General features: G+C 30.3%; 19 protein-coding genes and 1 riboswitch. All 19 genes read right to left on the reverse strand.

Features of this window, described 5'->3' with window-relative positions:
- Window positions 1-12: 12 nt before the first annotated feature.
- The 19 genes from csrA to panC all read right to left on the reverse strand — a co-directional run bounded on the left by csrA (window position 13) and on the right by panC (window position 14,632).
- A complete protein-coding gene (gene csrA, locus JL105_RS08075) occupies window positions 13-237 on the reverse strand; it encodes a carbon storage regulator CsrA (protein WP_132028031.1) in 225 nt (74 codons plus the stop codon).
- 2 nt (window positions 238-239) lie between these two features.
- A complete protein-coding gene (gene fliW, locus JL105_RS08080; protein ID WP_132028033.1) occupies window positions 240-689 on the reverse strand; it encodes a flagellar assembly protein FliW in 450 nt (149 codons plus the stop codon).
- Between the two features lie 36 nt (window positions 690-725).
- On the reverse strand, window positions 726-1,667 hold the full coding sequence (gene flgL / locus JL105_RS08085; protein ID WP_132028035.1) for a flagellar hook-associated protein FlgL: 942 nt from the start codon (window positions 1,665-1,667) through the stop codon (window positions 726-728).
- Between the two features lie 12 nt (window positions 1,668-1,679).
- Window positions 1,680-3,098 carry a flagellar hook-associated protein FlgK gene (gene flgK / locus JL105_RS08090; RefSeq protein ID WP_132028037.1) on the reverse strand — a complete coding sequence of 473 codons (1,419 nt, stop codon included), beginning with the start codon at window positions 3,096-3,098 and terminating at the stop codon, window positions 1,680-1,682.
- 27 nt (window positions 3,099-3,125) lie between these two features.
- A complete protein-coding gene (flgK, locus tag JL105_RS08095; protein WP_132028039.1) occupies window positions 3,126-4,571 on the reverse strand; it encodes a flagellar hook-associated protein FlgK in 1,446 nt (481 codons plus the stop codon).
- Window positions 4,572-4,573: 2 nt separating this feature from the next.
- Complete coding sequence (locus JL105_RS08100) at window positions 4,574-5,041, reverse strand: flagellar protein FlgN (protein ID WP_132028041.1); 468 nt, start codon at window positions 5,039-5,041, stop codon at window positions 4,574-4,576.
- Between the two features lie 12 nt (window positions 5,042-5,053).
- Entirely contained in the window at window positions 5,054-5,341 is a 288-nt protein-coding gene (gene flgM / locus JL105_RS08105; protein ID WP_132028043.1) for a flagellar biosynthesis anti-sigma factor FlgM, read from the reverse strand.
- A 62-nt stretch (window positions 5,342-5,403) separates the two neighbouring features.
- Window positions 5,404-5,826: a TIGR03826 family flagellar region protein gene (locus tag JL105_RS08110; protein WP_132028045.1), complete on the reverse strand. Its 423-nt coding sequence runs from the start codon at window positions 5,824-5,826 to the stop codon at window positions 5,404-5,406.
- Window positions 5,827-5,839: 13 nt separating this feature from the next.
- Complete coding sequence (locus JL105_RS08115; RefSeq protein ID WP_158280019.1) at window positions 5,840-6,505, reverse strand: ComF family protein; 666 nt, start codon at window positions 6,503-6,505, stop codon at window positions 5,840-5,842.
- Window positions 6,506-6,515: 10 nt separating this feature from the next.
- Entirely contained in the window at window positions 6,516-8,729 is a 2,214-nt protein-coding gene (gene recD2, locus JL105_RS08120; RefSeq protein ID WP_132028049.1) for an SF1B family DNA helicase RecD2, read from the reverse strand.
- A 50-nt stretch (window positions 8,730-8,779) separates the two neighbouring features.
- Entirely contained in the window at window positions 8,780-9,358 is a 579-nt protein-coding gene (locus JL105_RS08125; RefSeq protein ID WP_132028051.1) for a hypothetical protein, read from the reverse strand.
- A gap of 66 nt (window positions 9,359-9,424) precedes the next feature.
- Window positions 9,425-9,568, reverse strand: a complete 144-nt coding sequence (locus tag JL105_RS08130; RefSeq protein ID WP_132028053.1) for a YvrJ family protein — start codon at window positions 9,566-9,568, stop codon at window positions 9,425-9,427.
- 49 nt (window positions 9,569-9,617) lie between these two features.
- Window positions 9,618-9,836 (reverse strand): DUF2922 domain-containing protein, encoded by a 219-nt coding sequence (locus tag JL105_RS08135; RefSeq protein ID WP_132028055.1) that lies wholly within the window; start codon window positions 9,834-9,836, stop codon window positions 9,618-9,620.
- 33 nt (window positions 9,837-9,869) lie between these two features.
- Window positions 9,870-10,082, reverse strand: coding sequence for a DUF1659 domain-containing protein (locus JL105_RS08140; RefSeq protein WP_237722337.1), 213 nt, complete (start codon window positions 10,080-10,082; stop codon window positions 9,870-9,872).
- Between the two features lie 47 nt (window positions 10,083-10,129).
- A complete protein-coding gene (locus tag JL105_RS08145; RefSeq protein ID WP_158280020.1) occupies window positions 10,130-10,690 on the reverse strand; it encodes a sigma-70 family RNA polymerase sigma factor in 561 nt (186 codons plus the stop codon).
- A 211-nt stretch (window positions 10,691-10,901) separates the two neighbouring features.
- Window positions 10,902-12,086 carry a methionine adenosyltransferase gene (metK, locus tag JL105_RS08150; RefSeq protein WP_132028061.1) on the reverse strand — a complete coding sequence of 395 codons (1,185 nt, stop codon included), beginning with the start codon at window positions 12,084-12,086 and terminating at the stop codon, window positions 10,902-10,904.
- A 120-nt stretch (window positions 12,087-12,206) separates the two neighbouring features.
- Window positions 12,207-12,310, reverse strand: a riboswitch (SAM riboswitch).
- 127 nt (window positions 12,311-12,437) lie between these two features.
- Complete coding sequence (locus JL105_RS08155; protein ID WP_132028063.1) at window positions 12,438-13,343, reverse strand: acetamidase/formamidase family protein; 906 nt, start codon at window positions 13,341-13,343, stop codon at window positions 12,438-12,440.
- A gap of 83 nt (window positions 13,344-13,426) precedes the next feature.
- Entirely contained in the window at window positions 13,427-13,777 is a 351-nt protein-coding gene (gene panD, locus JL105_RS08160) for an aspartate 1-decarboxylase (RefSeq protein ID WP_132028064.1), read from the reverse strand.
- A 9-nt stretch (window positions 13,778-13,786) separates the two neighbouring features.
- Entirely contained in the window at window positions 13,787-14,632 is an 846-nt protein-coding gene (gene panC / locus JL105_RS08165) for a pantoate--beta-alanine ligase (RefSeq protein WP_132028066.1), read from the reverse strand.
- Between the last annotated feature and the right edge of the window lie 11 nt (window positions 14,633-14,643).

Consider the following 14,643-nt stretch of genomic DNA (forward strand, 5'->3'; position numbering starts at 1 on the left):
ATTTGTTTTTTATTACCCATTAAATAGTTTACCCATTTTTTTAATATCTACACTAGTTTTAGCAGCTTGCATATTTTCTTCTTGTATGCTTTTGTATAATTCTTCTCGAAAAATATCAACTTCTTTAGGAGCATCTATTCCTAATCTTACCTTCCCTTCTTGGATTTCCAAAACCTTTATTACTATATTTCCATCTATGATGATAGATTCTTCTTCTTTTCTTGAAAGTATTAGCATATTTACACGCTCCTATCTTGAGATCTTTGCTTAAAAATGTAGTGCTTTGTAGTATATCTATCATCATCTAGTATTACCTGTTTGCCTAGTTTTTTATTTATATTTATAACTATAGGACCTAATAAATTTACTGTCATCTTTTCTATATCCTCTGGAACCACTACTATAGAATATACTGCTACATCCTTTTCATCTTCTATTTTTAATTTTTCTTGCACGGATTTAGATAATACTATATCATAGTCAGGAAATACAAAAAAAGGATTTATTATTACAAAAGCTAATTCAGGATTTTGCACTGATTGAAGCCATTGAAATGGGTTTTGTTCATCTTCATCCTTTATTATTACAAATTGCTTTTCTTCTTCAAATCCTAATATTCCTTCTGGAAAATGAATTATATTTTCCTCATCAATTTCTATTTCTCCAAAATTTTTAGTTTTTAGTATCATATATTTTACCCTCATTTCTTGCTTATATTAATAACTCTAAGTTAAAAATTGAACTAAAGTTGGCTGTATTATTTTAGCCCCTACCATAAGACTAGATATATATACATTTTCTGCCATAGCTATTTGTATAGATATCTCTGCTATATCCACATCTTCGTTAAAAGATAATAGTTCATTTACATTACCTATTTGAGCATCTATCCTCTTTTCAGTTATCTCTAATCTATTCATTTTAGCACCAACTTCTGCTCTTACAGCTAAAACTTGTTCATGACAGTTTTGTAATTTTCCAATGGTTTCTTGAATTACATCAAGATTTTGCCCACTATCTAACTCTTCTGATAAAGCATCAAACACTGCTATTAAATAAGGTTTTTCATTTTCCGATATATTAGAATTATAATCAGGTGTACTATTTACATCGCCTCTTCCAAATACCTTTCCACCAGGCGTATTTACCTTGACAGTTTCTGATATACCTACATTATACTCAAATATTTCGTCCATATTTAAATCTATATTATAGGTTCCATCTTCCTTCAATAATGGTTTGTCTGTTTTAAACCCACTAAATATATGTCTGTCAGAATAAGTAGTATTTCCAATTTGAATTAAATGCTCTCTTAACTGATCAATTTCTTCTTTTACCTTTTGTAAATCTTCAGGAGCTTTTTTGGTCCCATTGGCTACATCTATTGTTAATTCATATGCTCTTTTCAATATTTCCCCTATTTCACCTAAAGCTAGTTCTGTATCCACCATCCAAGATGTTGCATCTTCTGCATTTCTCTTATATTGTTCTAACTTTGCTATATCTGTATTAAATTTTAAACTTTTACTAACACCTATTGGATCATCAGAAGGAACTCTAAATTTCTTTCCTGTAGCTTTTTGATACTGAAGCTTTTCCAAAGTTTTTAAATTTTGATTTAAATTGTATACCATATTATTTATAAGCATATTGTTAGTTATACGCATTTTATTTCACTCCTATCTTCCTACTAATCCCAATCTATTTATGGTTACATCCATAATTATATCTAATGTATTAATCATCCTTGCAGAAGCCATATAAGCATGTTGAAATTTTACCATATTTGCCATTTCTTCATCATAGGAAACTCCTGATACAGAATCTCTTTTAGTTTGAATATTTTTCAACATCATATTTTGAGAATTATACATCCTTTCACTTTGCATACTATCCACTGCTAAATTAGATACGATGGATTTTATAAAATCATCAGGAGTTCCTTGAGATGTCCCTTCACTAAAAAACTTTCTATCCTCTCTTAATCCAATTAACTCTAATAAATTTCTGTTATCTTCTGCATCGCCAGGGGCTTTCCCAGCAGCTATATTCTTTAAATCCTCTAATATTTCATCAGATAAAGTTATAGTTGCAGCAGGTTTTTCTGCATCAAATTTAAAAAAGTCTATATTCGTATTCCCGTTTAATCCATAGCCTTCATTATGTTTTTTGTTAAATTTATTTGCAAAACCTTCAGCAAATTCATTTAACCTATTCTGGTAATAAGGAATACCTCTATAAGTATTGTTTTCTCCATCTCCACTATAAAGGTCTAATAGTCCTTTTAATTCTCCAGACTTTAAATTTACTAAAGAACCATTTCCCCATTCTATGCGAATTTCATCACTATTTGGTATAGTTTTAAGCTTCACTTCCGATACATTAATATGATCTACTAAGGATACACCGCTTATACTTACTCTAAATTTTCCATCATCAGACTCATGAACACTTACATTGACTACTTTGGATAACTCTTCTACCAACAAATCTCTTCTATCTCTTAAATCATTAGCTTTATATCCACTTATTTCATAAGAATATATTTGTCTATTTAATGAAGCTATTTGATTGGCAATGCTATTTATCCTTTCAATATTGTTCTCCATAGATACTTTTGTTTCTCTTCTTAATTCATTTAGTCTTACAGCTACTTCATTTATATGTTTTGTAAAAGCCAGTGCATTTTCTCTAACTGGTTCTCTATAGGATGAATCTGAAGGGTTAGTACTCATATTAGTCAATGCTTTAAAAAAATCATCTAAATATTTTCTAAAACTAGTATCAGATGGTTCTCCAAACAATTTTTCTATCTCTGAAAGATGATTCATCTTAGCTTCCCATTCTCCCATAGGAGCATTTTCGTTCCAATATTTAAAATCTAAGTAAGAGTCTCTAATCCTTGATACATCATATATTTCAGTTCCTGTGCCTAAAAAACCTATTCCTGGTAAAGCATAAGGAGTAGTAGCTCTTTGAGCTCCCTCTTGTCTTGTATATCCTCTAGTGTTTACATTACTTATATTATGATTAGTTATATATAAGGATCTTTGACTTGCCAACAATCCCTTTACTGCTGTATTAAAACCAAAATGCATATCTATTCACCTCTTTATTTATAAACTTTATCTTCCTGCCATTCCCATCCTATTTATTATATTATCTATCATCTCATCTATGGCATTTATAACCCTACTGTTAGCTATATAAGAATGCTGATACTTTAACATATCTGCCATCTCCTCATCTAAAGATACAGAGGATATCTCTTTTCTTCTTTCATCTATCTGTTGTAGTAATATAGTTTGATTAAGAGCCATCTCACGAGCCATTTCTCTATCTGTTCCTAATTTAAGTATCAAATCTCTATAAAAATCATCTATATTTAAAGTCCCTGGTTCTATAAATTCTTCTGGATTTTCTGGATTATATTTTCCATATAAAGGTTTGTTTCTTATATTTGCTATTTCTTTGGCTATATATCCATCCCCTCTTTCTCCTGATTTTGATACAGCTATCTTATTGAAATCTGCTAATTCTGGATTTATCTTTATAGTACTAGAAGGATCTTCTTCTTCAAATATAAAAAAGTTTATATTAGTACTTCCATCTAAACCTATTCCAAGTTTATGAACTTTATTTATTTCTTGTGCTATAGTTCCTACCAATAAATTTAATCTATTCTTATATTCCACTACATCCTTGTCTCTAGCATCTATATAGCCTCCTAATTCTCCTTTGCTTTGCAAGTCTATCTTCTCCCCTGTATCAGACCAGTAAATTTCCCCATGCCCTTTTTCATTCAATCTAACCTCTACAGGATTAAAATAATCTCCATTAATTAAATCCCTACCATGTAAGCTTACTACTACTTCTCCATGAGAATTTTCATAATAATTAATAGGTATTAACTCTGATAATCTATCTAATTTAGCATTGCGACTATCTCTTAAGTCATTAGCTCTTATGTGAGGGCCATAGGCTTCTTGTGCTTTTATATTTTTATTCAAATTAGCAATCTCTCTTAATAAGGTATTAACTTCATTGGACTTATTTAACATCTCTTTATTTAAATTAAATTGAAGATTATCCAATTGACTTCTTATATGATTAACAGTTGTAGTAAAAGCCACAGCATTTTCATGAAGAAGTCCCCTTATAGTTAAGCTTTCAGGATCCTTGTATAATTCCTCCCAACTATTCCAAAAGTTATCCATTACATCTTGTAATCCTCCATTGTTTAACTCTTCTGGTACCTTAATTTCTCTAAATATATATTCTATTTCTTCTAATACTTCCGCTTTTGTATTATAATAACCAAAAGTAGCAATTTCCCTTCTTACTTTATAATCTAAAAACTCATCCCTAATCTGTGCTATATTCTGAATATCTACCCCTGTCCCAGTTTGAAAATGCAAACCCATTTTCGAATATCTACTTTCTACATAATTTGTCCGTTGTCTTACATAATCAGGATTATTTACATTAGCAATATTATGAGACAAGGTATCTAATGCTTTTTTATTTGCATTTATACCTGATATAGATATATATAATCCTCCAAAACCCATATTTACACCTTCCTATCAAATATGCTATTATTAGATTGCTTTTTATCTCCCTTTCCATAAGTGGTAGGACCTTGTGCATTGGAAATTAAATTCATGTTAAAATCCAACCATTGCAAGTTTTCCAAAATTAAATCATTATTTAGTGCATTTCTTGATTGAATATCCATCATCAGTTCTAATAATTCTTCTTTTAAAACTTCCAATTCATTTCCCTCATCAGGAATATTTTCTATAACTTTATTTAATGTCATATTTATATCCAATCCCCAATTATACATAAGTTTAAGTCTTTCCTCTTCAAATGTTGCCATTTGATTTATAAGATTCTCTTCAAGTTTATTCACATTTTCTAGCTTTTCCACCTGATTCTCTACAAGTATATCCGTTTTTTCAAAAGTAATATCTTTTAATTCATATAATATATCTCGCTCTTTTTCTAATATGCTTATAAGTTCATCTTTAAAGGTCATATTTTCACCTCATTATATTCTTTCGTCAATATGAATATTTTCAAACATCTTTTCTACTATTTCTTTGCCATCTATATTATATTTGCCAGATTGTATTTTTTCTTTTAGATATTTTACTTTTTCCATTCTAATATCTGGCAGTTCCTTTATTTTTTCCACAGCAAATTGATAATCCTTTGCTCTTTCAGATAAATTTATGTTATCCTTTTCCAATTTGTTTTTATTAGAACTTACCTTATTTGAATTCATGTTATTAATGTTATATATTTGCATTATATTATCCGTTTTGTTTATTTTCATAAAAATCACCCCACTTAAACCATATTCAATACTATTATCGGTTAAATGGGGTAATACTTTAATTATTTTTTCCAGTTATCTTTATATTTTTCAGTTATCCTTATCTTTTCCTTAACTCTGCCATTAGTTAGATTCTTTGGGTCCTTACCTCCTCCAATTGACTGCTTAAATTCTCTTTCCATTTCCAAAATACAATTTTCACAAAATCTTCCTGTTTTAATGGAAGCTCCACATCTTTCACAGCTTAATATTAAATTAGCTTCATCTTCTATTTCTAATCTTCCCTGCCTTAAAAATTCTATTATTTTCTTAGAATCCACTCCTGTCTCTTCTGTTACTTCATTTATAGTTGCCCCTGGGTTTTCATCTAAATATTCCTTTACTTTTTGAAAATCCTTTTCATCTTCTTCTCTACACTTCATACAAATATTAAAACCATCATATGCATATATCTTTCCACAGCGGCTGCAATTTCTTATATCCATTATTCTCACCTCATTATATCTTTATGCTAGAAATAAGGGCTAATCCTATGATGGATTTAGCGCCTCCTTCTAGTAAAACTTTTCCACATTCCTCCATAGTAGCTCCTGTAGTTATTATATCGTCAACTAATAAAATATCTTTACCTTTAAAATCCTCATTGTTCATAGTATTAAATACATCTTTTAAATTATTTTTTCGCTTTAGCTTGTCCAATTTGTTTTGATCTATGGTCCATTTTGATTTAATTAGATGCTTATTTAATAAAGGTATATTAAATTTAATTGATATATATTTTGCTAAAAGCTCTGAATGATTATAACCTATTTTAGCCTCTTTCCTTTTATGGATAGGTACAAATGTTATAAAATCCACAAATTTATGCAGTTCATTAATTTCTATGGTTTTTGCAAGTATTTCTCCAAATGGTTTGAATAAATAGCTATTTCCTTGAAATTTAAAGCTATAGATTTTTCCCTTTATAAATCTTGTATATAACATAGAATAGTAAGTAGCGTCTATATTATTTAAATTTAATACTACTTCCTTGTGAGTAAATTTTATTAATTGTTCACAATCTCTACATATATACTTTATATTATCCCAAGGATTTTCTCTACAAAATAAGCAAATATCCTCTGGAACAAACAATAAATTACCTATAGTTTTAAATAGCCCCATGGCTTTCCTCCTAGAACATAGTAAATACATTTCGTATCTTATAATCTAAACTAGAATACCTTTTAGCAATCCTATTATTTTTTATCATGAATTTTAAATATTTTTCTTCCCCTACTAAAACAACCAACTTTTTAGCTCTAGTGATGGCAGTATAGAGAAGATTTCTAGTCATTAACATTGGCGGTCCCCAATGTATAGGCATCACCACTACTGGGAATTCACTCCCTTGACTTTTATGAACAGTGATAGCATAAGATAATTTTAATTCATCCAATTGATTAAAGCTATATTCCACTTCCTTTTCTTCATCAAATAAAACCTTCATAATTCTATTATCTTCATCTATATCCAATATGAAACCTAAATCTCCGTTAAAAACCCCTTCTCCTTTTTCCTTAAGCTTTCCATCTTCTATTATTTCCCATTCAGTGGAATAATTATTTTTTATTTGCATTATCTTGTCCCCTACGCGAAATATTACATCTCCTATTTGCTTTTCCTTTTTACCAAAGGATTTAGGATTTAATGCTTCTTGAAGCCGTTGGTTTAATACATTTATACCCACTTCTCCCTTTTTCATAGGGGATAATATTTGTATATCCTTTAAGGGATCTATTCCATAATAATCTGGCAATCTATATTTACAAAGTTCCACAATAGTATCTACTATATGCTTAGGATTGGGCTCTTGAATGAAATAAAAATCTTTATCTTTCTCATTTAAATAAGGATACTCCCCTCTGTTAATTCTATGAGCATTAACAACTATCATACTTTCCTCTGCCTGACGAAATATTTCATCTAATTTTACTACTTTAACTACCCCACTCTCTATTATATCCTTAAGTACATTTCCTGCTCCCACTGATGGCAATTGGTCCACATCTCCTACCAATATTAATCTAGTACCAGGCATTATGGCTTTTAATAAGTTATTCATAAGTAGTATATCTATCATAGAAGCTTCATCTATTATAAGTAAATCTGTATCCAATGGAGAATCTTCGTTTACTCCAAAAGGTATCTCCTCTTCCATAAAGGAGTATTCTAATAACCTATGAATAGTCTTTGCTTCTCTTCCAGTAGTTTCTGTCATCCTTTTAGCAGCCCTCCCTGTAGGAGCTGCTAAGTTAATCTTTAAACCTTCTTTTTCAAATATCTTTATTATAGCATTTATAGTGGTAGTTTTCCCTGTTCCTGGTCCCCCTGTAATTACTACTAGTCCATTTTCCAAAGATTCCTTTATAGCTTCCACTTGCTTTTTTGCAAACTTAATACCATCTTCTTTTTCTATGATATTTATGGCTTTCTCTACATCTATATCTAAATCTTTAAGCTCTACTCTTGATAATTCCACGATCTTTTTACTTACATTATTTTCTGCCACATGAAAGGGAGTATAGTACACAATAGCTTCTTCTTCAATATTTAATATATGTACAGTTCCCTTAATGGCTAAATTTCTTAAAGATTCCTCTATTAATTCTTCTTCTATTTCTAATAATTCACTTGTACCTTTAATCAATTCATTCTTAGGCACATAACTATGTCCTGCTCCTGCATATTTGATTAATATATATCTAATGCCCCCTTCTACACGATAAGGAGATTTTTTATCTATTCCCATATTTTGAGCAATCTTGTCAGCTGTTTTAAATCCAATTCCAAATATATCTTCAGAGAGCTTATATGGATTTTGAGATATTATCTTTATAGTATCCTTTCCGTACTTTTTATATATCCTTGTGCCATAATTAGGAGTTATACCATATTGTTGTAAGAATACCATTATATCCCTAAGCTCTCCTTGTTCTTCAAACGCCTTTACAATCTTTTCTAATTTTTTATCCCCTATGCCCTCTATTTCCTTAAGTTTTTCTGGATTATATTGAATTACATCTAAAGTATCTAGTCCAAATCTCTTTACAATCCTTTTAGCAGTCTTTGGTCCTATGTAGGGAATTAATCCTGAAGATAGATATTTTTCTATTCCATTTATAGTAGATGGAGTTACCGTCCATATATTTACAATTTCTAACTGTTCTCCATAATTTGGATGATATACCCAATTTCCTTCCACTTTTACTGTTTCTCCTGTGTTTATAAAAGGGACATATCCTACTATAGTAGCCTTCCCATCGGAAGTATCTAAAGTAGCCACAGTATAGGAATTAAGTTCATTTCTAAATATTATTTCTTCTACCATGCCTTCTAGTGTTAACAAAGCTATTCTCCTTTTTTATTTATTATTAGATATTATTATACCACAGCAAATTAATATAGTCCTTTTAATTTTAATATTTCCTGTCTTAACAAAGCAATATCTCCCTTTGTAGCTGGCTTATTGTATTCTTCGTAAAAATCATATTCTTTTATTATAATGCTTTTTTGCTTTTCTCCATAAAATTTCTTCACTATATGCCCATTTTTTATATGCTTATTTACTGTTTCCAAAGAACTTATACAGTTGATATTCTCATCATTTTTTAGTTTAATTATAACTTTATCATTGGACTTTTCCACATTTTCAATATATTTTATATTTACAAAACCTGTAGCTCCATCATTTTTTCCTATAGGTTTTCTTACTTTAATAGGAATAAACACATCCTCCTCCGTCAAGGGAATGGGAATCAAATTCTTCATGGATAATAAATTACCATAATACTTTCTTACAGCTTGCAAATCCATTAAATAGTATTGACATAATAAATTTAAAAAGGTTTTAATACTCTTATCTATAGCATAAGTCCCTCCTTCTTTTGTATATATTTGAGTACAATTTCCCTCAAGTGGCATATAAACAGGAATAAATGCCATCAATTCTTTCAATACTATACTCTCTAAATCCATAAAAATCCCCTCCTTGAATCATTTTATCAGAACACTTGTTCCATGTCAAGAAGGGGATTTACTTTTTTATTTCATACTCACTATAGCCCTTGATAGCTCATTTATGCTTTCTGTCAATTGATCTAATTTGCCTTCTATCCTTACTAACAGGTAAACAGATATAACTATAGGAAAACCTAAATTGGCTATATGGGTTAGTATTCCTTCCATAATTCAACTCCTTTCTTATAGATATAGGACGGTCATAGCCGTCCTATATCTATATTTTAAGTTCTTTGATTGTGGTTGTAATCACTCTAGCTCCAGCTGTAGCTACTATATTTCCACCATTAGTGAAAAATGCATTTTGTGCCAATATATTATCCATTGCAGCCTTTACTTCTATTTCAGTTAAATCATCTCTAGGTTCATCTAGAGATAAAATAAATTTTTTCCCTGCTTCATCTTTAAATTCTAATTCCAGTTTAGTTTTGTTCACCTACTCACCCCCTCACTAAATTATTCTCATAAACTATTCTCTTACTAGATGGATCTCTTCCAACCTTTTAACCTTATATATAGGATAGGTTTGAAGATCAGCTAAGGATTCAGCTACTTCATATAAAGCTTCATTTTCTACTGTAGGCTTTATTTTAGAATAAGTTTTAGATTTTATAATTTGCTTATCGCCGTCCATTCCTCCATCTAATTCCAATTTTAACCTTACATTTTCCTTGACATCCATTATTGCCACATTATCACCTCCTCATCTTCTATATAGATAAGAAGGACTTATTTTACTATTATATTTTTCAATACATCTATTGCATTGGTCTTTATATTGACCACAGTTCTATAGGCTATGCCTAATTTTTTTCCTATATCTTTTATACTCATACCTTCTATATAATAAGCTATTATCACTTCTCGCTGTCTAGGGGTAAGGGATTTTATCCCTTCTTTTAATTTATTAATTTTCTCCTTTTGAATAATATTATCTAAAGGGCTAAAACCTTCATCTTCAATTAAATCTATAAGCTCCATATCTCCATCTTTCACAGGTTGATTTAAGGATGAAGTTTGTTTTTCTTTATGCTTATTTAGATAATGATATTTAAGTTTCAATTTTACAAAACCTAAAAAGTGGCATCCTTTATTAGGATTATATTCTTCTATAGCATTTAACACTATTTCATATCCTTCTTGAAGTAAATCTTCATACATATAAGGATTATAATAGTAACGTTTAATGGAACTTATTATAAGTGGTTCTAGTTTTAATATTAGCTTTTCTTTGGCATTTTTATCATTCTTTTTACTTAAAGATAATAATCTCTCTATTTCCTTATACACTTTATTCCTCCCATGGGAAGGTACCTTCCATATTTCCTAGGTAAGTATATATTAAACCTTAAATAGTTAAATGTAAAAACACTAGTTCGAATAATTCTTCAAGTAGTTTTATTAAGTCATCAAATATAAATTAAAAAAGAGCCAAGAACAATTTCTTGACTCTTTTAATAATAAAAGATTTTAATAAACTCTTTATAAGAATAAGCTCATATCATTGAAAAGCTTCTTTTTTAAGTATTTCTGCTTTATCTGTTTTCTCCCATGGAAGATCTAAATCTTTCCTGCCAAAATGCCCATAAGCAGCTGTAGGTCTATATATTGGTCTTTTTAAATCCAAATCCTTAATTATAGCTGCTGGGCGTAAATCAAAATGCTTATGAACTAAGCTTTCTATTTTTTCATCAGATATTTTTCCAGTTCCAAAAGTCTCTACATATATAGATAAAGGTCTTGCTACTCCTATGGCATAAGCTAAACCTATTTCACATTTATCTGCTAAACCTGCAGCTACTATATTTTTAGCCACATATCGTGCAGCATAACTAGCTGAACGGTCTACTTTAGTTGGATCCTTACCTGAAAAAGCTCCTCCTCCATGTCTTGCATATCCTCCGTAAGTATCCACTATTATTTTTCTTCCAGTTAAACCTGCATCTCCCATAGGACCTCCAATTACAAATCTACCAGTAGGATTAACATAATATTTAGTATCATCATCTATCATTTCAGGAGGTATTACCCTTAATATTACATGTTCTATAATATCTCTTTTTATAATATCTAAATCTACATCAGGACTATGTTGAGTGGATACCACTATATTTTCTATCCTAACTGGTTTATCTCCATGATATTCAACTGTAACTTGAGTTTTACCATCAGGTCTTAAATAATCTAAAGCTCCACTTTTTCTTACATGGGCTAATCTCCTAGCCAATTCATGTGCTAATGAGATTGGCATAGGCATCAGTTCTTCTGTTTCATTACAAGCAAATCCAAACATCATGCCTTGGTCTCCTGCACCTATTTTGTCAAATTCATCTTCTCCATTGGTTCTATGTTCCAATGCTTTTTCCACTCCCATAGCTATATCTGGAGATTGTTCATTAATAGATGTAAGCACAGCACAGGTATCAGCATCAAAACCATATTTAGCTCTGGTATATCCAATTTCCTCTACTGTATGCCTTACAATTTTAGGAATATCCACATAGCAATCTGTAGTAATCTCTCCTGTAACCAATACCAAACCTGTAGTTACAGCAGTTTCACACGCAACTCTAGCATCAGGATCCTTTTCTAGTATTGCATCCAATATGGCATCAGATACAGCATCACATACCTTATCTGGATGACCTTCCGTTACAGATTCAGATGTAAATAACCATTTTTTCATAAAATTACCTCCTTAAGTTTAAAACCGTTTTTTATTCATTTATCTTGAATTAATATAGTAGAGAATATAGTCTCTAGATAATCAAAAAGCCTCTTCCAAAAGGAAAAGGCTGTTATATCCACCTCATCTTTCAGAATCAAAATTCTGTGGGACTTAGCACCTTTGTATGAATACAGGTTGCCGGGTTTCAACGGGCCCATTCCCTCCACCGCTCTTGATAAGGTATCAAGATTTTTATTTACTTGTGTACTATCACCTATATTAACACAGGTGTATATATATGTCAATTTTAATTTTACTAAAAAAATTAACATTCCTCATGCAACACTACAAAAGAACTACCTCAGTATATTATAGAGATTCAATTATTCTTTTAGTAGATACTACATGCTTAGGTATTACTGCTCTTACAGTCACTTTAGGATCTACAACTTGAGAAATCTTTAAATCCATAGTTAAACTTGCTAAGATATATGCTTCTTCCCATTTTATACCCAAACTATTTTTTGTATATTGTACTGCATAATTAGTTGCTTCATATACTGCATCTTCTAAACTATCTCCTGATGCAATTATCATAGTACTATCTTTTGTTTCCACTAAAGGCCATACTATAGTCTTATCCTTTATCAAATCTACCTTTATTGTAACTACTGCAGGTATTTCTAAACCAGTAAAACAGATTTCTCCATCTCCCATAATTGCATGGCAATCTCCTAAGGCTAGTAAGGCACCTTTTTGTTTTACTGGTAAATATAATATGGAACCTTCTTTAATATCTGTAGTATCCATATTTCCTCCATGCTTCCAAGGACTATCTGTTGCCCATTCTCCATCTTCTTCAGCAGGAGCTACACCTATTACTCCAATCATAGGCTCTATAGGCAATTTAATTCCATTATATATTGCATAGTCATCTTCAATGCTTATAATCTTCACTATTGGTTCTTTAACTTGATCCCCTAGTACTCCTTCACCAGGTACAGCTACAGCAGAACCTTTATCTTCAACATCTATTTCTATTATTTTTATCTGCAATATATCCCCAGTTTCCGCCCCCTCAATATAAATAGGACCTGTAGCTGGATTTAATATGTCATAATTTATTTCTTCTATCACTTGTTCCTCGCTAGTAACTTGCTGAAACCAACAATCATTTGTTTCAACTTTTATTATTTCCCCAGGTAATATAGTATCCACATGTTTCATTTCATGTTTAAATTTATAAATAACTTTATCCCTTGAAATTACTTTCATTTCACTACACTCCTTTATAAATTTAGTATACTTTGCTTCTCAAATCAATAGATACCCTTTTAGTGTAATTAATAGTCAATAATTTACTCTACTACATTATTATGTTCATCTACAAATACAATTTTAGGTTTAAATTTTTTGGCTTCATATTCATCTAGGATACAATAAGACATTATGATTATTCTATCTTTTGGCTCAGCAAGTCTTGCAGCAGCTCCATTTAAACAAATATCCCCTTTACCATAAGGTCCTTTAATTACATAGGTTTCAAATCTTTCTCCATTATTTATATTGACCACTTGTACTTTTTCATTTTCCAAAATATTGGCTTCTTTCATTAGTTTCTCATCTATAGTTATACTTCCTACATAATTTAAATTAGCATCAGTTACTGTTGCTCTGTGGATTTTGGATTTTAACATAAATATTTTCATATATGCCTCCTATATGCTTACAATCATATTATCTATAAGACGAGTATTTCCAACTTTTACTGCTATTGCTATTAGTACTTTATCTTCAATTTTTGAAACTGGATCTAATGTTTTTAAATCTACAAATTCAATATAGTCAATGGTATTGTTTTTTCCTGATAGAATAATATTCTCCATTTGTTCTTTTATTTTATGGATATTTGTTTCCCCTTTTTCAATTAAATTCTTTGCCAATACTAAGGATTTATATAAAAGTAATGCATCCTCTCTTTCTTCTGCACTTAAATAGGTATTTCTTGAGCTAATAGCTAATCCATTCTTTTCTCTTACTATAGGGCATCCTATTATCTCCACATCCATATTTAAATCTTCTACCATCTTTTTTACTATTACCAATTGTTGAGCATCTTTTTGTCCAAAATAAGCTCTATCAGGTTGAATTATATTAAAAAACTTAGTTAAAACGGTAGTGACTCCTCTAAAATGGGTAGGTCTAGATTTTCCACATAGTCTATCTCCTAGCTTTTCTACTTCCACAAATGTATAAAAATCTTCAGGATACATTTCCTCTTTTTGTGGCAAAAATACTATATCACTTCCATTTTCTTCACATTTTTTTAAATCCCTTTTTTCATCTCTAGGGTATTTCTCAAAATCCTCATTAGGAGCAAATTGTGTGGGATTTACAAATATACTTGTTACAACTAAGTCGTTTTCTAATTTAGCTCTCTTTATAAGGCTTATATGCCCTTCATGAAGATAACCCATTGTAGGGACAAATCCTATGGATAGATTCCCTTTTTTAGCTTTTTTTATTTCATCTTTCATTTTTTTTATAGAATCAATTACTTGCATATTATCCACCT

It is taken from the genome of Keratinibaculum paraultunense (assembly GCF_016767175.1).
Classification (GTDB): domain Bacteria; phylum Bacillota; class Clostridia; order Tissierellales; family Tepidimicrobiaceae; genus Keratinibaculum; species Keratinibaculum paraultunense.

What these genes read in the sequence shown, in the direction of transcription:
- panD (WP_132028064.1), bottom strand. Translation starts at nt 13,777, where the DNA reads ATGAAAATATTTATGTTAAAATCCAAAATCCACAGAGCAACAGTAACT.
- metK (WP_132028061.1), bottom strand. Translation starts at nt 12,086, where the DNA reads ATGAAAAAATGGTTATTTACATCTGAATCTGTAACGGAAGGTCATCCA.
- csrA (WP_132028031.1), bottom strand. Translation starts at nt 237, where the DNA reads ATGCTAATACTTTCAAGAAAAGAAGAAGAATCTATCATCATAGATGGA.
- fliW (WP_132028033.1), bottom strand. Translation starts at nt 689, where the DNA reads ATGATACTAAAAACTAAAAATTTTGGAGAAATAGAAATTGATGAGGAA.
- panC (WP_132028066.1), bottom strand. Translation starts at nt 14,632, where the DNA reads ATGCAAGTAATTGATTCTATAAAAAAAATGAAAGATGAAATAAAAAAA.
- JL105_RS08130 (WP_132028053.1), bottom strand. Translation starts at nt 9,568, where the DNA reads ATGGAAGGAATACTAACCCATATAGCCAATTTAGGTTTTCCTATAGTT.
- flgK (WP_132028039.1), bottom strand. Translation starts at nt 4,571, where the DNA reads ATGGGTTTTGGAGGATTATATATATCTATATCAGGTATAAATGCAAAT.
- JL105_RS08140 (WP_237722337.1), bottom strand. Translation starts at nt 10,082, where the DNA reads ATGGATGTCAAGGAAAATGTAAGGTTAAAATTGGAATTAGATGGAGGA.
- flgL (WP_132028035.1), bottom strand. Translation starts at nt 1,667, where the DNA reads ATGCGTATAACTAACAATATGCTTATAAATAATATGGTATACAATTTA.
- JL105_RS08155 (WP_132028063.1), bottom strand. Translation starts at nt 13,343, where the DNA reads ATGAAAGTAATTTCAAGGGATAAAGTTATTTATAAATTTAAACATGAA.
- JL105_RS08125 (WP_132028051.1), bottom strand. Translation starts at nt 9,358, where the DNA reads ATGGATTTAGAGAGTATAGTATTGAAAGAATTGATGGCATTTATTCCT.
- JL105_RS08110 (WP_132028045.1), bottom strand. Translation starts at nt 5,826, where the DNA reads ATGGATATAAGAAATTGCAGCCGCTGTGGAAAGATATATGCATATGAT.
- flgK (WP_132028037.1), bottom strand. Translation starts at nt 3,098, where the DNA reads ATGCATTTTGGTTTTAATACAGCAGTAAAGGGATTGTTGGCAAGTCAA.
- JL105_RS08100 (WP_132028041.1), bottom strand. Translation starts at nt 5,041, where the DNA reads ATGACCTTTAAAGATGAACTTATAAGCATATTAGAAAAAGAGCGAGAT.
- flgM (WP_132028043.1), bottom strand. Translation starts at nt 5,341, where the DNA reads ATGAAAATAAACAAAACGGATAATATAATGCAAATATATAACATTAAT.
- JL105_RS08115 (WP_158280019.1), bottom strand. Translation starts at nt 6,505, where the DNA reads ATGGGGCTATTTAAAACTATAGGTAATTTATTGTTTGTTCCAGAGGAT.